Annotated in this window: 19 protein-coding genes; 7 read left to right on the top strand and 12 right to left on the bottom strand. The window is 58.0% G+C overall.

Annotated features, from left to right (window positions below):
- The first annotated feature begins 136 nt into the window (after nucleotides 1-136).
- Together ACR0J0_RS18590 and amaB are read left to right on the top strand one after the other, a co-directional pair.
- Nucleotides 137-1,243 carry a saccharopine dehydrogenase family protein gene (locus ACR0J0_RS18590; protein WP_480665517.1) on the top strand — a complete coding sequence of 369 codons (1,107 nt, stop codon included), beginning with the start codon at nucleotides 137-139 and terminating at the stop codon, nucleotides 1,241-1,243.
- An 18-nt stretch (nucleotides 1,244-1,261) separates the two neighbouring features.
- The gene (gene amaB / locus ACR0J0_RS18585; RefSeq protein WP_480665532.1) at nucleotides 1,262-2,758 is read left to right on the top strand and encodes an L-piperidine-6-carboxylate dehydrogenase; all 1,497 of its coding nucleotides are present in this window, start codon (nucleotides 1,262-1,264) and stop codon (nucleotides 2,756-2,758) included.
- 34 nt (nucleotides 2,759-2,792) lie between these two features.
- Here amaB and ACR0J0_RS18580 read toward each other — a convergent pair whose 3' ends face one another.
- Nucleotides 2,793-4,370 carry a DUF5928 domain-containing protein gene (locus tag ACR0J0_RS18580; protein ID WP_480665516.1) on the bottom strand — a complete coding sequence of 526 codons (1,578 nt, stop codon included), beginning with the start codon at nucleotides 4,368-4,370 and terminating at the stop codon, nucleotides 2,793-2,795.
- A gap of 143 nt (nucleotides 4,371-4,513) precedes the next feature.
- Between ACR0J0_RS18580 and ACR0J0_RS18575 the strand changes: the two genes are divergently transcribed.
- Nucleotides 4,514-5,332 (top strand): sulfotransferase family protein, encoded by an 819-nt coding sequence (locus ACR0J0_RS18575; RefSeq protein ID WP_480665515.1) that lies wholly within the window; start codon nucleotides 4,514-4,516, stop codon nucleotides 5,330-5,332.
- An 8-nt stretch (nucleotides 5,333-5,340) separates the two neighbouring features.
- On the opposite strand, the gene ACR0J0_RS18570 is transcribed toward ACR0J0_RS18575, so the two are convergent.
- Together ACR0J0_RS18570 and ilvD are read right to left on the bottom strand one after the other, a co-directional pair.
- Nucleotides 5,341-5,790, bottom strand: a complete 450-nt coding sequence (locus tag ACR0J0_RS18570; RefSeq protein WP_480665514.1) for an NUDIX hydrolase — start codon at nucleotides 5,788-5,790, stop codon at nucleotides 5,341-5,343.
- A gap of 115 nt (nucleotides 5,791-5,905) precedes the next feature.
- Nucleotides 5,906-7,738 carry a dihydroxy-acid dehydratase gene (ilvD, locus tag ACR0J0_RS18565; protein ID WP_480665513.1) on the bottom strand — a complete coding sequence of 611 codons (1,833 nt, stop codon included), beginning with the start codon at nucleotides 7,736-7,738 and terminating at the stop codon, nucleotides 5,906-5,908.
- A gap of 106 nt (nucleotides 7,739-7,844) precedes the next feature.
- Between ilvD and ACR0J0_RS18560 the strand changes: the two genes are divergently transcribed.
- The gene (locus ACR0J0_RS18560; RefSeq protein ID WP_480665512.1) at nucleotides 7,845-8,408 is read left to right on the top strand and encodes a helix-turn-helix domain-containing protein; all 564 of its coding nucleotides are present in this window, start codon (nucleotides 7,845-7,847) and stop codon (nucleotides 8,406-8,408) included.
- Between the two features lie 103 nt (nucleotides 8,409-8,511).
- Here the strand turns inward: ACR0J0_RS18560 and ACR0J0_RS18555 are convergent, their stop codons facing one another.
- Complete coding sequence (locus ACR0J0_RS18555) at nucleotides 8,512-9,618, bottom strand: peptidoglycan-binding protein LysM (protein ID WP_480665511.1); 1,107 nt, start codon at nucleotides 9,616-9,618, stop codon at nucleotides 8,512-8,514.
- Between the two features lie 818 nt (nucleotides 9,619-10,436).
- Between ACR0J0_RS18555 and sseA the strand changes: the two genes are divergently transcribed.
- Entirely contained in the window at nucleotides 10,437-11,291 is an 855-nt protein-coding gene (sseA, locus tag ACR0J0_RS18550; RefSeq protein ID WP_480665510.1) for a 3-mercaptopyruvate sulfurtransferase, read from the top strand.
- Nucleotides 11,291-12,475, top strand: a complete 1,185-nt coding sequence (locus ACR0J0_RS18545; protein WP_480665509.1) for an amino acid aminotransferase — start codon at nucleotides 11,291-11,293, stop codon at nucleotides 12,473-12,475. The genes sseA and ACR0J0_RS18545 overlap by 1 nt, the downstream gene beginning before the upstream one ends.
- A 76-nt stretch (nucleotides 12,476-12,551) precedes the next feature.
- Here the strand turns inward: ACR0J0_RS18545 and ACR0J0_RS18540 are convergent, their stop codons facing one another.
- The 3 genes from ACR0J0_RS18540 to ACR0J0_RS18530 all read right to left on the bottom strand — a co-directional run bounded on the left by ACR0J0_RS18540 (nucleotide 12,552) and on the right by ACR0J0_RS18530 (nucleotide 14,724).
- Nucleotides 12,552-12,857, bottom strand: coding sequence for a hypothetical protein (locus tag ACR0J0_RS18540; protein ID WP_480665508.1), 306 nt, complete (start codon nucleotides 12,855-12,857; stop codon nucleotides 12,552-12,554).
- 169 nt (nucleotides 12,858-13,026) lie between these two features.
- Nucleotides 13,027-14,352: an ammonium transporter gene (locus ACR0J0_RS18535; RefSeq protein ID WP_480665507.1), complete on the bottom strand. Its 1,326-nt coding sequence runs from the start codon at nucleotides 14,350-14,352 to the stop codon at nucleotides 13,027-13,029.
- A gap of 33 nt (nucleotides 14,353-14,385) precedes the next feature.
- The gene (locus ACR0J0_RS18530) at nucleotides 14,386-14,724 is read right to left on the bottom strand and encodes a P-II family nitrogen regulator (RefSeq protein WP_170336579.1); all 339 of its coding nucleotides are present in this window, start codon (nucleotides 14,722-14,724) and stop codon (nucleotides 14,386-14,388) included.
- Between the two features lie 259 nt (nucleotides 14,725-14,983).
- Here ACR0J0_RS18530 and ACR0J0_RS18525 point away from each other — a divergent pair, with 259 nt between their 5' ends.
- Entirely contained in the window at nucleotides 14,984-17,173 is a 2,190-nt protein-coding gene (locus tag ACR0J0_RS18525; protein ID WP_480665506.1) for a transglycosylase domain-containing protein, read from the top strand.
- 59 nt (nucleotides 17,174-17,232) lie between these two features.
- Here the strand turns inward: ACR0J0_RS18525 and leuB are convergent, their stop codons facing one another.
- The 5 genes from leuB to ACR0J0_RS18500 form a co-directional block, all read right to left on the bottom strand.
- A complete protein-coding gene (leuB, locus tag ACR0J0_RS18520) occupies nucleotides 17,233-18,336 on the bottom strand; it encodes a 3-isopropylmalate dehydrogenase (protein ID WP_480665505.1) in 1,104 nt (367 codons plus the stop codon).
- Between the two features lie 174 nt (nucleotides 18,337-18,510).
- Nucleotides 18,511-19,539 carry an endonuclease/exonuclease/phosphatase family protein gene (locus ACR0J0_RS18515; protein ID WP_480665504.1) on the bottom strand — a complete coding sequence of 343 codons (1,029 nt, stop codon included), beginning with the start codon at nucleotides 19,537-19,539 and terminating at the stop codon, nucleotides 18,511-18,513.
- On the bottom strand, nucleotides 19,536-20,315 hold the full coding sequence (locus ACR0J0_RS18510; protein WP_480665503.1) for a hypothetical protein: 780 nt from the start codon (nucleotides 20,313-20,315) through the stop codon (nucleotides 19,536-19,538). The genes ACR0J0_RS18515 and ACR0J0_RS18510 overlap by 4 nt, the downstream gene beginning before the upstream one ends.
- Before the next feature lie 380 nt (nucleotides 20,316-20,695).
- Nucleotides 20,696-21,301: a 3-isopropylmalate dehydratase small subunit gene (gene leuD, locus ACR0J0_RS18505; protein WP_480665502.1), complete on the bottom strand. Its 606-nt coding sequence runs from the start codon at nucleotides 21,299-21,301 to the stop codon at nucleotides 20,696-20,698.
- 42 nt (nucleotides 21,302-21,343) lie between these two features.
- Complete coding sequence (locus ACR0J0_RS18500; protein ID WP_480665501.1) at nucleotides 21,344-21,898, bottom strand: HdeD family acid-resistance protein; 555 nt, start codon at nucleotides 21,896-21,898, stop codon at nucleotides 21,344-21,346.
- Nucleotides 21,899-21,930: the final 32 nt, after the last annotated feature.

Raw genomic sequence — 21,930 nt, 5'->3', positions numbered from 1 at the left:
TTTCGTGTGCAGGTTTGGCAAAATGTCGAAAACGCCGTTAAAATGACAAACTCACCCGCTGTTTCGTCAAGATTACCCCTGCATTTCGAACAGATGCGGCCTCATACTTTAATAAACCCGAAAGAGGAGGCGCGGTTTGAGCTGGAATATTTGTGTCATCGGAGCAGGCAAGATCGGTCAGATGATCGCCACCCTGCTGCAATCATCGTCCAACTATTCGGTCACAGTGGCCGACCGGGATTTGGCTGCGCTGTCAGCATTGAACCGGCAGGGAATCTCGACCCGGCAAATTGATGTTGATGACGATGCTCAACTGGCCGAAGGGTTGGCGGGATTTGACGCCGTTATCTCGGCGGCCCCGTTCTTTTTGACGCCAAACATCGCAAAGGCGGCCAAGACTGCAGGTGCCCATTACTTTGACCTGACCGAGGATGTTGCGGCCACCAACGCCGTACGTGAACTGGCGAAAGACAGTGATACGGCGTTCATGCCGCAATGCGGGCTGGCTCCGGGCTTTGTCGGTATCGCGGGCGCTTCGCTGGCGGCAGAGTTCGATGAACTGGACAGTCTGCATATGCGGGTGGGCGCGCTGCCGCTCTATCCGACCAATGCGTTGAAATACAACCTGACGTGGTCAACGGATGGCTTGATCAATGAGTACTGCAATCCCTGCGACGCCATCGTAAATGGCAAGCGCGTCAAGACCGCGCCGTTGGAAGATTACGAAGTGCTGGGTCATGACGGTGTGGAGTATGAATGCTTCAATACCTCGGGCGGGCTGGGCACGCTGCCTGAAACGCTGGATGGCAAAGCGCGGGCGGTGTCCTACCGCTCGATCCGCTATCCCGGCCATTGCGACATCCTGAAACTGTTGCTCAAGGATCTAGGGCTGGAACGCCGCCGCGACCTGCTGAAGGACATTTTTGAAACCGCGCTGCCGCGCACGGATCAGGATGTGGTTCTGGTCTATTGCACGGCCAAAGGCATGATCGACGGAACGCTGCGCGAGAAATCCCTGATCAACAAAAGCTTTGCCCGCACCATCAACGGACAGGTCTGGAGCGCCATTCAGGTCACCACCGCTGCAGGCGTTCTGGGCGTTGTCGATCTGATGCGGACAAGTGCCCTGCCCACGAAAGGGTTTGTCCGGCAAGAGCAGGTGAAGCTTGCCGATTTCCTCAACACTGAATTTGGCCGGCTCTATCGCGCCGGTGACGTAACCGAACAGAACAAGGCGGCGTGAGATATGAAAGACATCGTGATGAATGCGCAAACCACACTCGCAAATCTGGACCTGACAGAGGCGGAACTGACGGGCGGAACGCTCAAGGTGACCTCTCCGATTGACGGCAGTCTGTTGGCAGAAGTGCCTGAGACGCCGGTGTCCGAGATGGGCGCGATCTTTGCCAACGCAAAGGCAGCGTTCAAAGCATGGCGCGTTGTCCCCGCCCCGCGTCGGGGTGAATTGATCCGCCTGTTGGGTGAGGAACTGCGCGCGGCAAAAGACGATCTGGGTGCGCTGGTCAGCTGGGAGGCGGGCAAGATCACCTCGGAAGGCCTTGGCGAAGTGCAGGAGATGATCGACATCTGCGATTTCGCCGTTGGACTTTCACGCCAGCTGTACGGTCTGACCATTGCATCGGAACGTCCCGGCCACAGGATGATGGAAACCTGGCACCCCGCAGGCCCGGTCGGCGTGATCTCGGCCTTTAACTTCCCCGTCGCTGTCTGGTCGTGGAACGCAGCGCTGGCGCTGGTCTGCGGTGATCCGGTGATCTGGAAACCGTCCGAAAAAACCCCGTTGACCGCGATGGCCTGCCAGAAGATTTTTGAACGCGCGCTGGCCCGGTTCGGCGATGCGCCCGAAGGTCTGCTGCAGACGCTGATCGGTGGTGCCGCGCTGGGCGAAGCGCTGGTTGCCAGCGAAGACGTTCCAGTGATTTCGGCTACCGGGTCCACCCGCATGGGCCGTGCGGTGGCACCCATCGTGGCGCAACGCTTCGGCAAGTGCATTCTGGAGCTGGGCGGCAACAACGCGATGATCGTCGGACCCTCGGCCGATCTGGAAATGGCAGTGCGCGCGATCGTGTTCTCGGCCGTTGGGACGGCCGGTCAGCGTTGTACCACGCTGCGCCGCCTGATCGTGCACAATTCGATCCGCGAGGAACTGGTGAGCCGTCTGAAAAAAGCCTATGCCGGTCTGCCCATCGGCAACCCGCTGGCCGAGGGTACTCTGATCGGCCCGTTGGTGGATGAGGCATCGGGCGCGGCAATGACCGCTGCTTTGGAGGCCGCGAAGGCCGAGGGCGGCACCGTGTTCGGAGGCAATCGCGTGACTGAAAACGTGCCTGCGGGCGTCTATATGGAACCGGCCATCGTCGAGATGCCCGGCCAGACGGATGTCGTGAAGACCGAGACCTTTGCTCCGATTCTTTACGTCATGGGCTACGACGATTTCGACGATGCCCTTGAGCTGCAAAACGACGTGCCGCAGGGTCTGTCTTCCTGCGTGTTCACCCTGAACATGCGCGAGGCAGAACAGTTCCTGACCGCGGCCGGATCGGACTGCGGGATCGCCAACGTTAATATCGGGCCTTCAGGTGCCGAGATCGGTGGCGCATTCGGTGGCGAAAAGGAAACTGGCGGCGGTCGCGAAAGCGGATCGGACGCGTGGAAGGCCTATATGCGCCGCCAGACGAATACGGTGAACTATTCTGCTGAACTGCCTCTGGCGCAGGGCGTCAAGTTTGACATCTGAGCCAATGATCCGGCGCAGCTGACGCGCCGCCGGATCAGTCCGAAAACAGGTAATCAAGGCGCATGACTGCTTGCGCCTTGTCCTGTGACACCCCAAGAAACTCGACAATTGCCGCTTCATTTTCTGCCCGCGAGTTGGTTTCCCGGATACGCAGGTATCCGTCGAATTCCGCTTCGCGGATCAGTTCGGATTCATGGAGCAGAGAGTTGCGCAACGCCGGGACAAGACGGGCCACGGTCTCTCTTGGGCTGCTGTCACCAGCCAACCCCACGCGACGGGCGTGACCGATCAGGTAGTCGTCGGAGTATTCGCATTCGATTTCCAGAACATGGGTGCGGGCCCGCACCGAGCAGAAATCCTGAATAATATCGAGGCTGGAAGGGTCGACGCAGAAAACCAGCTTGTCAGATTCGAAGCTTTCAAACAGCATGCGCACCACTGCGCGCCTGTGACGCGAGCGCTTGGCCAGGGACGTTTCGATGCCGCCCAGATCAGGCAGGACGGTGTTCTCTTCATTGAACAGGTATTCGACGCAAGGGATGTCTGTTTCCGAGACAATCTGGTCGACCAGACGCTTGGCGACATGCCATTTTTTGCACACGAGCAGATACACGTCACGCTCTGCACCCAGAGAATTGCTTGCTTCCCAGAAACGCTGGGTGTGACGTCGCCCGACACGGCCGCGCCCGGTCAAAAATCCATATAGGTTGCGCCCTTCGTTTGAGATATGAAACGTGCCGTCCTCGCTTGCGTACATCTGGCCCAGACGATCCTTCAACTCATGCGCTTCGGGGCTGATCTTGCGCGCAAACAGATAGTCCTGCGCGAGCAGCATGTCGTAGTGATCATTGTAGAAGGTCACCGGCATGCCATAATCCGAGAACATCAGAAAAGTGGGCGTTCGGTTTTCAATCTCGTTCTTCGGGATCAGGTGACGGACCAGCGTCTGAAAAAAGGTTTCGTCCGGAATCCAGGTGGTCGAGAAGAAACGGGTCACATCAGGGCGCTGCTGCAGGAAGTCCAGGATCATTTCAATGGTCCTGCGGCGCAAAAGCCACCATTGGCTGCCGATCATGACCTGAATATCGGACGGGATGTCACGCGTCAGACCGAACCGTTTCTGCAAGTTGTACGAGGTGTAAAACAGTCTGCTTTGGGTGCGTTCGTTGAAATAATGCCGATAGACCAGCCGGTCCTCGACCATTCCGGTCTTGATCCAGTTGCTTTCCAGGAAATCGTGGCTCTCGACAAAGTCCTTGTCGGTCTCTTCCAGAAAGCGATGGATGTATTCCGCCGATTTGATCGGCATGCAATCCCCTGACACCATGTAGAAATGGGTGGCGCGGGGAAACGCATCTACGGCTGCTATCACAGCGTAAAGTGTGGCCTGAACCAGCGACCACTCACCCCAACCACATTTGATACGTTTAGTTGCAAAGGTAACGTTTGGATTGTCTTTCAGAGCCTCGCGAATCCGCGCAAATGCAACCATGCTGGCGCGCGCGTCAAAGTGGATCGCCATGCAATCCCCGGCGGCGGTCAGTTGTTCGGCCTGCGCAATAATCGCGTCGGGGTCCTTATGACACAGCAATATGTAGGCAATCCTTGCCATTTCAGCCCATTGTTTTCCGTTTCCGCCTGTATCCACCCGTGATACTGAGGATGAACGATTGAATAAACAGAATATTTTTGGTTTTTTGGTTTCAAATGCTGGCGCGTCATTTTGAGACCAGATCGGCAAAGGAGGCACAGCATATGGGTTTTCCCGGAACATGGATGACCGAAAGCGAAAGCATGGTTTACCGTGTGGTGCCGAAATGCGCGTGCTCGACCATTGGTCAGATTATGTTTTACTCGGATCATGGGCAATTCTTTGACGGCGATATCCACGACGCGAAGGACGGTATGCACAAATGGGCGTTCGGCCCTAGCCAAGCGCCGATTTCGGGCAATGTCCGAAACCATAAATCTCTGGCATTTACCTGCGTCCGCAATCCCTACACCCGTATCCTAAGCTCGTTCTTCGACAAGATCTGCGGCATTCAGCGCAACGGCAAGCGGTATCGGGGCAATCTGGTGCCCACGCTCATCTACAACTACGGGATCGAGGTTGGAGGCGATGACGGCAAGGGTGAATTCGATCAGATCGCCAGCTTCCGTCGGTTTCTGCTGTTTGCCCGCGATACGATCCGGTGGCGGCGCCCGATGGATCCGGATATTCACTGGTCAGCCATGTCAGGGCACGTTTCGACCTTTATCGTGAATGGCGGGCGGTATGATCAGATTTTCTGGACCGAGAAGTTTAACGACGGAATGCAGGGCGTACTGGATCAGCTGCAAACGCCTCATGCCGTGAACCTGTCCGAAATCCCGCGCTTCAACGAATCCGAAGGCCACGGCCCAAAACGAGCGCATCCGGTCGAGGACTATTTTGACGACCTGTCGATGCACCTCGTCTACGAAATCTACAAACAGGATTTCGAGTTGTTCAAATACGACTTTGAAAACCCGGGCAACAAGATGCCGATCGGAGAGATCGATCTGGAAGAGGTTCACGCCAAGCTGGGCGATTGAACTGACGGTTAGCGGTTGAGCAGACGCTCTTTCAAGCCCGTTGGGTAGAGTTCCGGACCGCCGACATCCAGCGTTTCGAGATCGAACCATCGAGCTGTGCAACGCATCCCATTATCCTCGGCGAATAAGATTGGATCGTCAGGGCGGGCCAAAAGCTCGGCGCTTGACACCTCTGCCACAAAGATGACCTCATGGCCTTGGTGTCCTTCGTGATGAAAAATGTTTTCGATCACAAACGGTTGGCCACTGATTTCAACCGACACATCAAGCTCTTCCCTGAACTCACGTTTCAGTGCTTCGTGCCATGTTTCGCCGAATTCAATTGATCCACCTAAAGGGCGCACACCCTTGATGCGACCGCTGTCATCCGGAACTTCTGCTGCGAGGAGCCTGTCCTCACGCCAATGCAAGCCGATAGCTTTGACGCGGATACCGTTATGCGGGCGCCAGAATGTCATTGTTCTCACCGACTAAGCTGTGGGTTTCATTGAATGCAAAAGAAAAAGACCCCGCTAATCCTATTAGCGAGGCCTTTGAAGTTATTGCAGTTATGGTTGTTTGAAAACCACCCCGTCACACTTGGCGCACGGCACCTTTCGCGGCGCTGGTCGTCAGTTTGGCATAGGCCTTGAGCGCCGTGGACACCTTGCGCTTGCGTGGCGCGACGGGCGCCCAGCCCTTTTCGTCCTGCTCTTCACGACGGGCGGCCAGTTCTTCGTCTGACACGGCCAGATGGATCGTACGGTTTGGAATGTCGATCTCGATCTTGTCGCCCTGCTTCACCAGTCCGATTTCACCACCTTCTGCCGCTTCTGGCGAAACGTGGCCAATCGACAGGCCCGATGTGCCGCCCGAGAACCGGCCGTCGGTCAAAAGCGCGCAGGCTTTGCCCAGACCTTTGGACTTCAGATAGGATGTCGGATACAGCATTTCCTGCATCCCCGGACCACCACGCGGGCCTTCATAGCGGATCACCACCACGTCGCCTTCTTTGACCTTGCCGGTCAGGATATCGTTGACCGCCTGATCCTGGCTTTCGCAAACATAGGCCGACCCGGTAAACGTCAGGCTGTTGGGATCAACGCCTGCGGTTTTCACGATGCAACCGTCGCGCGCGATGTTGCCGAACAGAACCGCCAGACCGCCGTCTTGGCTGAACGCGTGTTCCTTGGACCGGATCACGCCGCCTTCGCGGTCGGTGTCGAGGTCCTTATAGCGGTTCGACTGGCTGAATGCCTGTGTCGTGCGCACGCCACCCGGCGCGGCCTTGAACAGGTCCTGCGCCGCCGGGTTGTTGGCAATCTTGATGTCCCAATTGGCAATTGCCTCGCCCATCGTGGCCGAATGCACGGTGCTGCAGTGTTCATGCAGCAGTCCGGCCCGGCTAAGCTCACCGAGGATCGAGAAGATACCACCGGCGCGGTGCACGTCCTCCATGTGAACGTTCTCGGTATTGGGTGCGACCTTACACAGGCATGGCACCTTGCGGCTAAGGCGATCCATGTCGGACATGGTGAAGTGCACTTCGCCCTCATGCGCGATCGCCAGCAGGTGCAGAACCGTATTGGTCGATCCGCCCATGGCGATATCAAGGCTCATGGCGTTTTCAAACGCGTCGAAGGTGGCGATTTCGCGCGGCAGGAAGCCTTTTTCGTCCAAGTCATAATGCCGCTTGGTGATTTCGACGATCCGGCGCCCGGCCTCAAGGAACAGGTTCTTGCGGTCGGCATGTGTCGCCAAAGTCGAGCCGTTGCCCGGCAGCGCCAGACCCAGAGCCTCGGCCAGACAGTTCATCGAGTTCGCAGTGAACATGCCCGAGCATGACCCACAGGTCGGGCAGGCGTTTTCCTCGATGTGCTGGACCTGCTCATCGGTAAAGTCTTCGTTGGCTGCCGCAACCATTGCATCCACGAGGTCGATCTTCTTGACGTCCAGATCCGCGATGTCGATCTTGCCGGCTTCCATCGGGCCGCCAGAGACGAAGATCGCAGGGATGTTCAGGCGCATGGCGGCCATCAGCATGCCGGGAGTGATCTTATCGCAGTTCGAAATACACACCATCGCATCAGCGCAGTGCGCATTAACCATGTATTCAACCGAATCCGCGATGACCTCACGCGAGGGCAGCGAATACAGCATCCCGTCGTGGCCCATGGCGATACCGTCATCCACGGCGATGGTGTTGAACTCTTTTGCAACACCGCCCGCGGCCTCAACTTCGCGCGCGACCATCTGGCCCAGATCCTTCAGGTGCACGTGACCCGGCACGAACTGAGTGAACGAGTTGACGATGGCAATAATTGGCTTGCCGAAATCGTCATCCTGCATACCGGTGGCGCGCCACAGGCCGCGGGCACCGGCCATGTTGCGGCCATGGGTTGAAGTTCTGGATCGGTACATTGGCATGATGCTGTTTCCCTTTTGCCCCGGTTGCGATATGCGGGATGCGTACGTTATAGCGCACGTATCACATGTGCGCTATAACGCACAAGAGGATTCGAGAGACGACGAGATGGCACCGGATGAAATTACGTTGAAACTACGCGATGTGCGGGCGGCCTCGGGGCTGAGCCTGTCCAAAGTGGCCGAGATGACCGGGGTCAGCAAAGCCATGCTGGGCCAGATCGAGCGTGGCGAATCCAGCCCGACCATCGCGACGCTTTGGAAAATCGCCAAGGGGTTCCAGCTGCCGCTGAGCGCACTGATCGGGTCCGGAGCGTTGCGCGATACGACCAGTAATGGCGTCTTTCGCACTGTGACCTTTCCCGGCAGTATTGAGGTCAAGATCGTCTTTCCCTTTGATCCCGCTTTGGGGGCCGAGACCTTTCACGTCGACCTTGCACCGAACCAAAGCCACGAGTCCCCGGCCCATGCTGTCGGCGTCACCGAGGAAGTCTTTGTGCTGAATGGCTCGCTGGAGATTTTGCGCGACGGAGATTGGGTTCCGTTGCAGGCGGGGCAGGGATTGCGCTTTGCGGCGGACCTGCCGCACGGCTATCGCGCCGGGGCGGAAGGCGCGGCATTTCTGAATATGCATCACTATGCACAACCTGCGGATGCGGTGCCGGCTAGCTGATTTCAGGTGAGTTTGGCGGGGCGCAGGCAGCTATACTGAACGTGGTTCCGTGCCGAGGCTATGCACAGCGCCCGGACAGCGCTGTGCATGAAGTTTGGGGCTATTAGTTCGATGCAGCCAGGTTCTGGGCGCTGTACTCGGCCAGCGAACTGGAAACGATATCGTACCACTCACCCGACTTGCGCATCTCGTTCAAGCCATTGTTGAGCATCGAGATGTACTGCAGCCCGTACGGGTTGGATTTATGCGCCAGCAGGCGGATCGTGGACAGGTGTGTGAAGTTCTCGTTCTGAACAACTTCGTTTTCCATACCAAGTGTCGCGATCGCCCCGTTGGCTTGCTGAATGGCCATGCCTGTTGCGTCGGCCGTTCCATTCATGACCGCTTCGATGCACTCTTCCGGAGTACGGGGACGGACAAGCGTGATTTTCGGCTCTACCATGCCCGCTTCTTCGAGGTCGTTGGTGAAGAACCCTTCCATGCGGCAGAAGACGGCGCCTTCCAGTTCTTCGATTGAGGTTGCGCTGGCGTATTTGCTGTCAGGCAGGGTGAAGTACCCAACGACAGATTCATACAATGGTTGGGATGCGTAAAATCCATTGCAGCGATAAAGGCTGTCTTCGCCCATCGCATCCGGGTTTTTTGCGCAGTCGGGAACGACCCAGGCAACGGCGATGTCATAGGCCCCGGCGGGCAGCAGCGTATACAGGTGCGAGTTAAAGTCGTTCACCCAGCCCTGATTGAATTCGCGTTTGTTACCAGCGCGATGAAGGGCCGTTGTCGTTAGTCGCATCAGGAAACCGCCACCCGAAAGACCTTCGTCCGTGTAGGGCGCCCAATCGTTGCCGGCCAGCAAACGGATCGGCGGTTCATAGACGTTCCGGGCTTGAACTTTCGAGGCTTTTTCTTCTTCACGTTCGACGACCTCATTAAACTGCGTTGTTGCAGTCAGACGACCGTCTGCACACGGCAGATTCAGAACGGTGCCGGGAGTCAGATTGTTTGGGTTTCCGGCAACGGCATTCCGGTTTGCGTTAAAAATGATTTGGTAGTCCCGCGAGCCGTAAGCAGTTTCTGAAATGGTTGCCAGCGTATCCCCCACTTTTACCGTATACGGCTCGCATGCGACCTGTGCCGAGGCACTCATTGGCGAGATTAAGGCGGCCAGGCCCAGGGCCATGAGGCCAAACTTAATTCCTGCGTTGTTCATTTCGTTCTCCTGTTGGGTGAGTATTTCTTTGGTCGCAAAAGGGCCCTGGGATGTTTTTGTTTTATCGCCCTGTTGCGGTCGCGCATTGTCCTTGCGGTTCTGGCTTGCTGGGAATGCTGCGACACACCATTTCCGATTTGGATGGGGAATCGAGAAACGCGTATTTCCTATCTAACAAAATCTCTCGTATTCCCTGCGCAGAGTGGCGTAGTTGCGATGGTAAAATCCGCAGCCCTCACGCAGGCAGTTTTGCAGATTCTCCAAGGCCGAGTGACGTAAGGAAAACCGGCTATTTTTGGGCAAAAAAGGCGCATTTTTACGCTCAACCCATAGTGGAGCTGCTGACCTGTTGCTTAGGTTTGGCCGCAAAACGGGCTGTGGACGGAGTCACGCGGCCATGGAATGATCGAGTGTGATCACTTTTGACAACGAAGTCAGGTTTGTATTCCAAACGACCCACTGGGCCAAGCAGACCTGGCCTCTCAGGCAGATTCTAGTTGTCAGGCAATTTTGCGAGGTTCACCGGAGTGTGGGACTGTGTTTAAGAAACGAAATACGAATAAAATAGCGCAAGTTTTATCGTCCGAACTAATTCAGGACTGCGCTTTCCCAAGCGTTGCGCGGATTGAGGTCGATCTGTTCCCTGTTTGGCAAGCCCCCGTGGTGACCCTGAACGGCTTGCGCCTTCACGCCCAATGCGGGAATTTTCTGTTTTTCCGGTCAAGACGCGTCCGTTTGCCGTACAACATCCTATCCAGCCTTGAACCCTAAAGCGCGCGCGTATAGGGAAAAACCAAGCGCGTTTAGGGGAGGCTTTGATGCAGGACGATCCGAAAACCCTCGTTTCTACCGAATGGCTTGCCGCCCATCTCAAGGACCCGGATCTGCGGGTGCTGGACGGGTCGTGGTATTTGCCGCAGCAGGGACGTAACGCAAAGGCCGAATATGACACGGCCCACATCCCCGGAGCGCGGTTCTTTGACATCGACGAGATTTCCGATCACCGCTCGGATCTGCCGCATATGGCGCCGCCGGTAGAAAAGTTCATGTCGCGCCTGCGGGCAATGGGCGTGGGCGATGGCCATCAGGTCGTGGTCTATGACGGCGCCGGGCTGATGTCAGCGGCGCGGGTCTGGTGGTTGTTCCGCCTGATGGGGCAGGAAAACATCGCCGTTCTGGACGGCGGTCTGCCCAAGTGGCAGGCTGAAGGGCGCGAGATCGAGGATCTTCCGCCCGTGATCCGCGACCGCCACATGACCGTGCGGGTTCAGAATCACCTGGTCCGCGATGTCACGCAGGTTTCTGCTGCTGCCAAGCTGGCAGATCACGAGATCATTGACGCGCGCGCGGCCGACCGCTTTGCCGGAACCGGGACCGAACCGCGAGAAGGCCTGCGTTCGGGTCACATTCCGGGCTCGCGCAACGTGCCATTTGGAAACCTTTTGAACAAGAACGGCACGATGAAATCGCCCGACGATTGCCGTGCCGTATTTGAGGCCGCCGGTGTGGACCTGTCCAAGCCAGCCATTACTTCGTGCGGATCGGGCGTGACGGCTGCGATCCTGAGCCTTGCGCTTGAACGCATGGGCAAGAAAGACCACTCGCTTTATGACGGCTCCTGGGCTGAATGGGGTGCCTTCCCGACCCTGCCCGTCGCAACCGGAGAGAACTGATGTTCGAAAACCTCAAACCGCAGCCCGCCGACAAGATCCTGGCGCTGATGCAGGCGTACCGCGAAGACCCGCGCGATCAGAAAATCGATCTGGGTGTTGGTGTCTACAAGAACGCCGAGGGCGTGACCCCGGTGATGCGTGCGGTGAAAGCGGCCGAGAAGCGTATTCTCGAAGAGCAGGAATCCAAGGCCTATACCGGCCTGGCGGGCGATCCTGCCTATGCCGACGCGATGATTGGCCTGATCCTGGGCACATCTGTGCCGCGCGAAAACATCGCTGCCGTGGCAACGCCCGGCGGAACCGGTGCTTGCCGTCAGGCGTTCGAGATGATCCGGATGGCCAACCCTTCGGCCCGCGTTTTCGTGTCGAACCCAACCTGGCCCAACCACCTGTCGATCCTGAACTACCTGGGTATGGAGACGGTCCAGTATCGTTACTTTGACGGTGAAACCCGTGGCGTCGATTTTGATGGCATGATCGAGGACCTGAAGACCGCCAAAGCGGGCGATGTGGTTCTGCTGCATGGCTGCTGCCACAACCCGACCGGGGCCAACCTGAACATGGTGCAGTGGCAGGAGGTCGTGAATCTTATCAACGAGCGCGGCCTCGTGGCAATGATCGACATCGCCTATCAGGGCTTCGGCGACGGACTCGAGGAAGACGCGCAGGCAACCCGTCTGGTGGCCTCGTCGGTCAAGCGCTGCTTGATTGCAGCGTCGTGCTCGAAGAATTTTGGCGTTTACCGCGAGCGTACCGGCCTGCTGATGGCGATCAGCGACGATGCGGAACAGACGGCTCTGAACCAGGCGACTTTGGCGTTCTTAAACCGCCAGAACTATTCCTTCCCGCCCGATCACGGTGCCCGCGTTGTGACCACGATCCTGAACGACGACGCCCTGCGCGCCGATTGGAAGGCTGAACTGGAAGAGATCCGCCTGTCCATGCTGGGTCTGCGTCAGCAACTGGCCGACGAGCTGCAACGCCTCAGCGGGTCTGACCGTTTCGGCTTTATCGCCCAGCACCGTGGCATGTTCTCGCGTCTGGGGGCGGCCCCTGACCTGGTCGAGCAGCTGCGCGCCGATCACGGCATCTACATGGTCGGCGACAGCCGTTTGAACATTGCCGGGCTGAATGCAAACACCGTGCCGATTCTGGCCAAGGCGATTGTCGATGTAGGTGTCTGAGTACTATTGGCAAAATGACAGATAGCCGCGCTACCCAGCGCGGCTCTTTTTTCTGAAGTGTGAACGACAGGTTCAATCAGGTTATTTGTGATCTCTGGGTCCAAAGCTCTTTGTCGCCGAGGATTGCGTTCACCACGTCTTCGGCTTGCTTGCGGGAGCTCTTTCTTTCTCCCAAACCCATATGCACCGCTTCAATTTGAACAAGATAGTCGACAACTTTTCGGCGCTCTTCTCCCCTGTGCAGCATTCCCGCGGCCTTTTGCAGATATGTGTCGTATTCGTCAGCGAACGGCGCGCATTCCTCGTCCTGCCAGTTGTCTTCAGGCCCCAGCAGTCCAATGGGGTCCCATAGCTTCCAGCCGATGTCGCGAAGGCGGGACATCCGTAACCGCGGTGTGCCTGTTGATTTTGTCATATAAATGCGAGGAGTCTTGGAATTCACTGGTTTTGAAGATCAGAACCTAAACAGACGACTTTTTCCACAGGATGTATTATCAGAAAAGAAAAAGCCGGGCGCGAACGCCCGGCCTCTCGAGTGGTTTACTCCGGTTTTATCCCTTGGAGAACTCAGGATACGCTTCCATACCCAGCTCGCCCATATCCAGGCCGTTGATCTCTTCTTCCTCGCCAACCCGCAGGCCAACCGTTGCCTTCAGGATCGAGAAGAGGATGAAGCTGACCACGAAGACAAAGATACCGATCGCTGCGAAGCCGATGATCTGCGTCACGAAGGACGCGTCCCCGTTGGTCCATGCCACGATGAAAGTACCCCAGAAGCCTGCGATCAGGTGAACCGGGATGGCACCGACGACGTCGTCGATCTTCATGCGGTCCAACATCGGAACGGTCAGGACGACGATCACGCCACCCACGGCACCGATGATCAGCGCCTGGAACAGCGACGGGGCCAGCGGCTCGGCGGTGATTGACACCAGACCGGCCAGCGCGCCGTTCAGAACCATGGTGAGGTCGACCTTGCCATACATCAGCTGTGTCAGGATCAGCGCGGCAACGGCACCCGCTGCGGCGGCCATGTTGGTGTTCGCGAAGATGCGGCTGATGTCGGCCATGTCACCAATGGTGCCCATCGCAAGCTGCGAGCCGCCGTTAAAGCCGAACCAGCCCAGCCACAGGATAAACGTACCCAGGGTTGCCAGCGCCAGATTCGAGCCGGGGATCGGAACAACCTTGCCCTCTTTGTTGTACTTGCCGATACGCGGGCCCAGAACTATGGCACCTGCCAGCGCTGCGAAACCACCAGCGGCGTGCACCAGGGTTGAGCCTGCGAAGTCGCTGAAGCCCATTTCGGACAACCAGCCGCCGCCCCACTGCCAGGACGCTTCGATCGGGTAGATGATGCCGGTCAGGACGATTACGAAGATGAAGAAGGGCCACAGTTTGATCCGCTCGGCCACAGTGCCCGAAACGATCGACGCGGTGGTCGCACAGAACATTAACTGAAAGAAGAAATCCGAGCCTACCGAAGCGTAGGACAGATCGGTCTCGACGCCGTCGAGACCAACGGGTTCCAGAGATGTTGGCGAGAATGCGCCAAGAACGCCTGTGATGGTCCAGCCATCGCCCGGATACATCAGGTTGAAACCGACCAGCCAGTACATGATGGCGGCAAACGAAAACAGGCCCATGTTCTTGATCAGCTGCATGGCCACGTTCTTGGAGCGTACCAGACCGGCCTCGAGCATGGCAAAGCCCGCGGCCATCCAGAACACCAGGAAGCCGCCGACCAGAAACAGCAGCGAGGTCAGGATGTATTGCGTGTGCTGCGCAGTTTCACCAGCGGCGGCCTCTTGCGCAAGGCCCATCTGCGGCAGCGCGACAAGCGCGGCGGCAGGGATGAGAGATTTCATCAGGTTCATGTGACTTCCTCGAATGGTTGTGAGTGGCGGCACTTAGAGCGCCTCTTCGTTCGTTTCCCCGGTCCGTACGCGCAGGGCCTGCTCGACATCGAGGACGAAAATCTTGCCGTCACCGATCTTGCCGGTCTTGGCGGTTTTGGTGATGGTTTCGACGATCTGGTCGGCCATCGTGGCGGGCACCACGATTTCCAGCTTGATCTTGGGTACAAAGTTCACGGCGTATTCGGCGCCGCGATAGATTTCCGTGTGACCGGATTGCGAGCCGAAGCCCTTGATTTCGGTCACCATCATGCCGCGCACGCCCGCGTCGGTCAGTGCCTCACGCACCTCCTCCAGCTTGAACGGCTTGATTGTCGCAATGATCAGTTTCACGTCTTTCCCCTCTGCTTCCCCGGTCTGCCCGGTTTGTTTGCACCTGCAGAAAAAGAGCGCGCCTGACCGTGTTAAGGAACGGCATAGGGGACAGGACGCAGGGGAAAACAGAGCTTAGGTGCACAATTTTTGCACAAAAAAACACTTCTGCCTAAAAAGCGGGCGGAGTATGGAGGGTGTTTAGGGGAAAATCATACCTCTACTTCATGTCTGTGGCAGGGTATGGTGCGTCAAAATGATAACCGGGCAGAGTTTGAGCATGACTGAGTCCAGGCGCCGCAAGACACCGCTTGTTGCGGACAAAAGATACCCTTCGAAGGGGCGCAAACCCACGGCAACAAAGCGTGCCGCAAAGCCCGCTGGCAAAAAGGCGACGGCTCGAAAAACGGCAACGCGCAAATCTACGCGAAAGAAAACACGCAAAACCTCTGGTGGTGGCAGTGGCGGTGGTTTCTTCCGCCGCCTTTTCCGTTGGGTCTGGCGGGTGATCTGGGGTGTGACCTGGCGCATGGGCGCAGTGGCCGCTTTGTTGCTGGCGCTGGCTGTGGGCGTTGTCTATTCCAGCCTGCCCGATGTCGACGCTCTGTTGGATGGGCGCGCGCGCGGATCGGTGACTCTGCTGGATCGCGATGGCAAGGTCTTTGCCTGGCGCGGTGACCAGTTTGGCGGCGTCATCACGGCGGATACCGTCTCGCGCCATCTGAAGAACGCGGTCGTCGCGACAGAGGACAAGCGGTTCTACCGGCATTTCGGCGTCAGTCCGCGCGGCGTCGCAAGCGCGGTGCGCATCAACCTGAGCGAAGGGCGTGGTCCATTGTCGGGCCATGGCGGTTCGACCATCACACAGCAGACGGCCAAACTGTTGTGTCTGGGCGTGCCTTACATACCCGGCGAATGGGACTCCGAGGCCGCGTATGAAGCGGATTGCCGTCAGGGCTCCTTGTGGCGCAAGGCCAAGGAAGCGGTCTATGCGATGGCGATGGAGGTGAAATACTCCAAGGATGAAATCCTGACCATCTATCTGAACCGGGCGTTCCTGGGTGCCGGTGCGCGCGGGTTCGAAGCGGCCAGCCAACGCTATTTCGGTATCTCGGCAGCCGAGGTAAGCCCGTCACAGGCCGCCATGCTGGCCGGTCTGCTGGTGGCCCCCACACGGTATGCCCCAACGAATAACCTCAAACGGTCTCAGGATCGGGCGCAACTGGTGATCGGGCTGATGGAGGCGCAGGGCTATCTGACAGCCTCGCAGGCCAGCAGTGCGCGCAGTAAACCGGCGCAACTGTCCGAGGCCGCGGCTGCGCGGGCAGGAGGCTATTTTGCCGATTGGGTCATCACCGAGCTGCCCAGTTTCTTTGGCTCGGATACAACGGATGATGTGGTGATCAAGACTACACTTGATCAACGCCTGCAGAAATCGGCGGAAGAGGCCCTGCAGTACATCTTTCAGGAAAAGGTGCGTGAAGGATCCAAGGCGCAGGCCGCCATCGTCGTGATGTCTGCGGACGGCGCTGTTCGCGCGATGGTCGGCGGGCGCAAGACGCGGGTGTCTGGCGCGTTCAACCGGGCGACGCAGGCTTTGCGGCAGACCGGGTCCTCCTTCAAGCCGTTTGTCTACGCGACGGCGCTGGAACTGGGCTATTCGCCGCTGGATATTGTTGTGGATGAGCCCACATGCTGGGACATACCCGGCTCGGGCCAGTGGTGCCCCAAGAACTATACCAACAAGTACTATGGTCGGGTCACATTGGCGGATGCGCTGAAAAACTCGCTGAACATTCCGGCCGTCAAAGTGGCCGAAATCGCCGGTTTGGATAATGTCCGCACAGTTGCCAGCGAGTTCGGCATTGAAAGTGATCTGGCCGAGGGTCCGGCGTTAGCGTTGGGCGCGTCGGAAAGCACACTGATCGAGATGACGGGTGCTTATGCCGGAATCCTGAACGGAGGGTCGGCCGTTGAACCCTATGGTTTGTCCGAGCTGAAACTGCTGGGCGACGAAACACCAATGATGGTTACCACAAGCGGTATCGGCGAGCGGGTCATCAACGATAACGCGGCCAAGCAGCTGACCTGGATGATGGAACGTGTGGTGTCTCAAGGAACCGGTGGGCGCGCGCAACTGCCCGGATGGCAGGTGGCGGGTAAGACCGGAACCACTCAGGCTGCCCGGGACGCCTGGTTCATTGGATTTACGGCGGATTACGTGACGGGTGTCTGGATGGGGTATGACGACAATACCCCGCTGTCCGGCGTGACCGGAGGCGGGTTGCCGGCTGAAATCTGGAAAGAAACCATGCTGCGCGTGACCGAGGGTATGACGCCCACCCCATTGCCGATGATGGCACCTGAACCCCCGGTACGAACGGCGCAGCCGCAGCAACAACGGCGCAAGAAACAAACCGGGTTGGACCGGGCTATAAACAACCTGTTGAACAATATCTTCGGGAACTGAACAGGCGAAAAAAAAGGCGGTGCACTGGGCACCGCCTTTTCAATTGAATGGGGATTTAGTCAGAGGCTTTCGTCGAGGGCCGCCAGAATCGCATCGCCCATCTCCGAGGTCGAGACCGGCTGGACTCCTTCATCAGCCAGCAGATCGCCGGTGCGGACACCATCGGCCAGAACCTTTTCGATCGCGGCTTCCAGACGATCGGCTTCCTCGCCTTGATCAAAGCTATAGCGCAGCGCCATCGCAAAGCTGAGAATGCAGGCGATCGGGTTGGCCTTGCCCTGACCCGAAATGTCTGGGGCCGACCCGTGGACCGGCTCGTACATCGCCTTGGGACGGCCATTGGCCATCGGAGCGCCCAGCGAGGCCGAAGGCAGCATACCCAGCGAACCGGTCAGCATCGCGGCACAGTCGGACAGGATGTCGCCAAACAGGTTGTCGGTCAGGATGACGTCAAACTGCTTGGGTGCGCGCACCAGCTGCATGGCGCCGTTATCGGCATACATATGGCTCAGCTCGACCTCGGGGTATTCCTTGGCAACACGGTCAACGACCTCGCGCCACAGAATGCCCGATTCCATCACGTTGGCTTTCTCCATCGAGCACAGCTTTTTGTTCCGGCGCATTGCCAGCTCAAAGGCCGAGCGCGCGGCGCGTTCAATCTCGGACTCGGTATAGCGCTGGGTGTTGATGCCGACGCGTTCGTTACCTTCTTCGAAGATGCCGCGCGGCTCGCCGAAATAGACGCCCGAGGTCAGCTCGCGCACGATCATGATGTCGAGACCGGCAACGATGTCTTTTTTCAGCGATGAGAAATCGGCCAGCGCGTCAAAGCACTGCGCCGGGCGCAGATTGGAATACAGGTCCATTTCCTTGCGCAGGCGCAGCAGGCCACGCTCGGGCTTGAGGCTGAAATCCAGATCGTCGTATTTCGGGCCGCCGACGGCACCCAGAAGAACCGCATCGACCTCTTGCGCCTTGGCCATGGTTTCGTCCGACAAGGGCTTGCCGTGCGCGTCGTAGGCCGCACCCCCGACCAGATCCTCGCTCACGTCGAATTCCAGGCCACGTTTTGCACCGAACCAGTCGATGACTCTGCGCACTTCGGCCATGACTTCGGGGCCAATTCCGTCTCCGGGCAGGATGAGGAGCGAGGGGTTGGACATGAAGGATCTCCTTGCGTTTTACAGCACAGGCCCTAGCGCCTGCGCGGCATCGGGTCAATGAGACGAATCCGACTGTTTGCTGGGAAATTTCAGTTTATGTCTCAGAAGCTCTGTTCCGGCGCTGAAAATTGCGCAAGCCTGGATTCTAGGGCCATTTTACAGCGTGTCGAAGCGCTAGTTCCCTGCCAGATCAACCCACACAAGTCGGTGGCGGCTGGCGGATTCGGCGGTTTCGCGCTCTTTCGTGCCTGCGGCGGGCCAGTACACCCCGGCTTCGACCACTGTCCAATGCGTGGAGGGCAGCACGTAATCTACCCGCATCGGACCGACGCTTTTCCAAACTACTGTCGTCAGCTTGCCATTGGGGTCTGCGGGCTTCGGGTCCTGCAGGCGTTGATCGGCTAACAATTCCAGGATTGCCTCCTTGCGCCCATCACCGCGCGTCGGGTCCAGATTAGCGTCCCCGGCGATTACGAAGGGGCCTTTGCGTCCGGGCCCAAGTTTGCCATCCAGCACAGCGGACCACAGGCGAAGCTCGTCTTTGTTTCTGAGGCCATTGCGGTCCTCTGGCCCGTCAAACACCGGCGGCGCGGCGTGAAAGGTCATCAGATCGAGCGGCCCGACCGGAGTGTCGATAGGTAAAACCCAATGCGCCACAGAAGACAAACGCTGAATGCTTTGCGCCTGTTCAGACGGGTAGGGGCCTGCGTCGGTTACGGGTAGTTCTGCGCCGGGTAACTCCCGCCATAGCACCGTCGAGAAGTCCTGCGCCTCTTGCATGGCGATGGGATAGCGCGACAACACAGCCAGGCCGTTCTGCCCGGTGAAACGGCCCCAGCCTTGTGCGTCGCCCGGGCCGTGGGTGCGGCCGTCTCCATCCAGATCCAGCTCGGTTTCCAAGCCCGAGTTCGGCTGGTTCGCAAATTGGTATGGGTAGTCGACACCATTTTCCCGCAGCCGGTCGGCCAGTGCCGAAAGGGTTAGGCCATCCAAATCCCAGTCGATGCCTTGCAGGGCGATAATATCGGGGTGCGCAGCCACCACAACATCAACGACCGCCATCACCTGAGCGTCTTCGCGGCGAATGTCGCGGAGCAACAAGCCCGGCCCGTCGCGGCTGAGTTCTGTGTTGTAGGTGGCAACGCGCACCGTCTCTGCTTGCGCCAATACGGGCAACAGCAGCAGGACAAGGATGCGGATCATGCGGTCTGTGTGTTCTCGGCTGTGGAATAGGCCCGCCGTTTTTCGACGATCAGGTTCGCAATCCGCAGGGTCGCGATACCGCGCATGATCATGCTGGCAGGAAGGAAGGCCCATGCGCTCAGGGTCCAGATCAGGGTCTGAGGATTGCTTAGCGAAATCGGGTCCGCGTAATCGGTCAGCAACTTGATCAGGGCCGGAATCAGGAACGGCAGCAGAATTCCGATTGAGATGTTCAGGCGTCCGTCACGCTGCAGGCGCGTTACCACATCTCCACCCTTGGTCGGGTCAAACAGCGGCAGATTGGTCCAGACATTGAAGGCGCCATTCCCCGTGGGCCAGCCCCGCACTTTCACCGCATATACAAAGCTGCCTATGGTAACCAGCGCGGCGACGTAAGCGACACTGGCGGAAATGCGAACGAGTTCGATCAAAGGCGCGCTTGCGTCGGCGGGCAGCATCAGGATGATCAGCCGAACGGGCGAATACGGGAAGTCGACCACATTGGCGACGCCCAGACCGACCGAATAGAAAGTTGCTGTCAGAGTCGTCGGCGCATATGCGTTTTTGCAGATCAGCGTCAGGAACGTGATCATCGACATCAGCCCCACAAAACGCAAACGGTTCACTGGGGGCGCGTCGCGAAATTCGATAAAGCTGGGAAAGGCAGAGTTGTATTCCGCAAACGTCAGGAAGAACGCGAGAATGGCGAGAAAGACGACGATCTCGGTCCCATTCGTAGACGTTACAGGCAGGTACAACGCGGGTGTCAGCACCATGAGTGCGACCAACAATCCCCGAATCGCCGCCCCTGTTGTGCGCGCAATCACTATCCAAACCCTTTCAAACCGGATTGACCGCTTCTTTGACGGTTTCGTCCCAACTTGTGCCCGACATTCTTTTTTCGACGGGCGCCTCTCTTAGCGCCAACACTGACGATAAGCGGCATTCCGCTCAAGCCAAGGTGCAGAAAACACGTGATTTCGGGCAAAATGATGGCGAAACTGGTGCGCCTTTGCATCATTTGTGTCGCAAATTCGACGTGCATCAGGGGTCATTCACTACATGTTGTGGTTGCTGAAAACAAAACCCCAAGAATGCGAGCGGGGCCGCCGAAGCGACCCCGATAAGTTGAGTATCCAAAGATTCGTGCTTGGAATCACACCCAGGGGCGGGCCTGGCTTGCGTGATCCTCGAACTTGTCGATGTGGTGGTCTTTCTCCATCGTCAGACCGATATCGTCCAGACCGTTCAGCAGGCAGTGCTTACGATGAGGGTCGATGTCGAACGCGATCACGACGCCATCCGACGTGGTGATCTGCTGATCTTCCAGATGCACGGTCATGCGGGCGTTTTCGCCCTTATGCGCGTCTTCCATCAGAACCGCGTGGTGTTCTTCCTCGACCACGATGGGCAGGATGCCGTTCTTGAAGCAGTTGTTAAAGAAGATGTCGGCAAAGCTGGTCGAGATCACGACCTTGATGCCAAAATCCTTGATCGCCCATGGCGCGTGTTCGCGCGACGAGCCGCAGCCGAAGTTATCGCCCGCGACCAAGATCTCTGTCTGGCGATAGGCGGGTCTGTTCAGGACGAACTCTTCATTCTCCTGCCCGTCGTCGTGATAGCGCATTTCGTCAAACAGAACGACGCCAAGGCCGGACCGTTTGATGGTCTTCAGGTGTACCTTGGGAATGATCATATCGGTGTCGATATTGATCAGCGGCATTGGGGCGGCCACCCCGTGGACTTTTTCAAACTTTTCCATGTTCACACTCCTGCGGGAGAGGGCCGACCCCTAGCCCCGCGTTTAAGCTTGTTTTGCTTCAGTTGTTGCGTCGTTGGGTGCGTTCTTGACGAAGAACGCCATGAAGACCAATCCGAACCCGTTGAACAGCATCTCGATGCCCAGGAAGATTCCCAGAATGCTCATCAGCACTGCGGGTTCACTTCCCACATAGGTCCAGATGATAGCTGCAAGGACGATCGACAAGATGCCCGAGATCATCGTCGGCCAGAAAAACTGCGTTCCGCGCATCTGGAACGACAGGATGACCCGCGCGATGCCGCCTGCCATGAACAGGATCAGCATGACGATCGCCAGAGTGACGGTTCCTTCAAGCGGCTGGGACATGAAGTTCCAACCCAGAAACAGCATCACGGCACCCATGATGAATGACAGAATCTTGTTGCCGGTTCCCTCAACGGTGAACCCGCCTACAACTTGCAATACGCCCGAGATCAGCAGCAACACACCGGTCACCAGCGTCACCGCGATTGAAGCCACCACCGGCGCGCCCAGCACAAAGATGCCAAACGCGATAGACAGCAGCCCCAACAAGAGCCATTTGACCCAATCACTCATTTCAGTCTCTCCCTCAAATATCTAGATATGAG

Source organism: Ruegeria sp. BF12 (assembly GCF_056538705.1).
The sequence above is the reverse complement of the archived record's forward strand: the minus strand, read 5'-3'. Positions and strand labels throughout refer to the sequence as shown.

What these genes read in the sequence shown, in the direction of transcription:
- ACR0J0_RS18525 (WP_480665506.1), top strand. Translation starts at nt 14,984, where the DNA reads ATGACTGAGTCCAGGCGCCGCAAGACACCGCTTGTTGCGGACAAAAGA.
- ACR0J0_RS18570 (WP_480665514.1), bottom strand. Translation starts at nt 5,790, where the DNA reads ATGACATTCTGGCGCCCGCATAACGGTATCCGCGTCAAAGCTATCGGC.
- ACR0J0_RS18500 (WP_480665501.1), bottom strand. Translation starts at nt 21,898, where the DNA reads ATGAGTGATTGGGTCAAATGGCTCTTGTTGGGGCTGCTGTCTATCGCG.
- leuD (WP_480665502.1), bottom strand. Translation starts at nt 21,301, where the DNA reads ATGGAAAAGTTTGAAAAAGTCCACGGGGTGGCCGCCCCAATGCCGCTG.
- ACR0J0_RS18580 (WP_480665516.1), bottom strand. Translation starts at nt 4,370, where the DNA reads ATGGCAAGGATTGCCTACATATTGCTGTGTCATAAGGACCCCGACGCG.
- ACR0J0_RS18540 (WP_480665508.1), bottom strand. Translation starts at nt 12,857, where the DNA reads ATGTCCCGCCTTCGCGACATCGGCTGGAAGCTATGGGACCCCATTGGA.
- ilvD (WP_480665513.1), bottom strand. Translation starts at nt 7,738, where the DNA reads ATGCCAATGTACCGATCCAGAACTTCAACCCATGGCCGCAACATGGCC.
- ACR0J0_RS18555 (WP_480665511.1), bottom strand. Translation starts at nt 9,618, where the DNA reads ATGAACAACGCAGGAATTAAGTTTGGCCTCATGGCCCTGGGCCTGGCC.
- ACR0J0_RS18535 (WP_480665507.1), bottom strand. Translation starts at nt 14,352, where the DNA reads ATGAACCTGATGAAATCTCTCATCCCTGCCGCCGCGCTTGTCGCGCTG.
- ACR0J0_RS18510 (WP_480665503.1), bottom strand. Translation starts at nt 20,315, where the DNA reads ATGGTGCTGACACCCGCGTTGTACCTGCCTGTAACGTCTACGAATGGG.
- ACR0J0_RS18515 (WP_480665504.1), bottom strand. Translation starts at nt 19,539, where the DNA reads ATGATCCGCATCCTTGTCCTGCTGCTGTTGCCCGTATTGGCGCAAGCA.
- sseA (WP_480665510.1), top strand. Translation starts at nt 10,437, where the DNA reads ATGCAGGACGATCCGAAAACCCTCGTTTCTACCGAATGGCTTGCCGCC.
- ACR0J0_RS18545 (WP_480665509.1), top strand. Translation starts at nt 11,291, where the DNA reads ATGTTCGAAAACCTCAAACCGCAGCCCGCCGACAAGATCCTGGCGCTG.
- leuB (WP_480665505.1), bottom strand. Translation starts at nt 18,336, where the DNA reads ATGTCCAACCCCTCGCTCCTCATCCTGCCCGGAGACGGAATTGGCCCC.
- ACR0J0_RS18575 (WP_480665515.1), top strand. Translation starts at nt 4,514, where the DNA reads ATGGGTTTTCCCGGAACATGGATGACCGAAAGCGAAAGCATGGTTTAC.
- amaB (WP_480665532.1), top strand. Translation starts at nt 1,262, where the DNA reads ATGAATGCGCAAACCACACTCGCAAATCTGGACCTGACAGAGGCGGAA.
- ACR0J0_RS18560 (WP_480665512.1), top strand. Translation starts at nt 7,845, where the DNA reads ATGGCACCGGATGAAATTACGTTGAAACTACGCGATGTGCGGGCGGCC.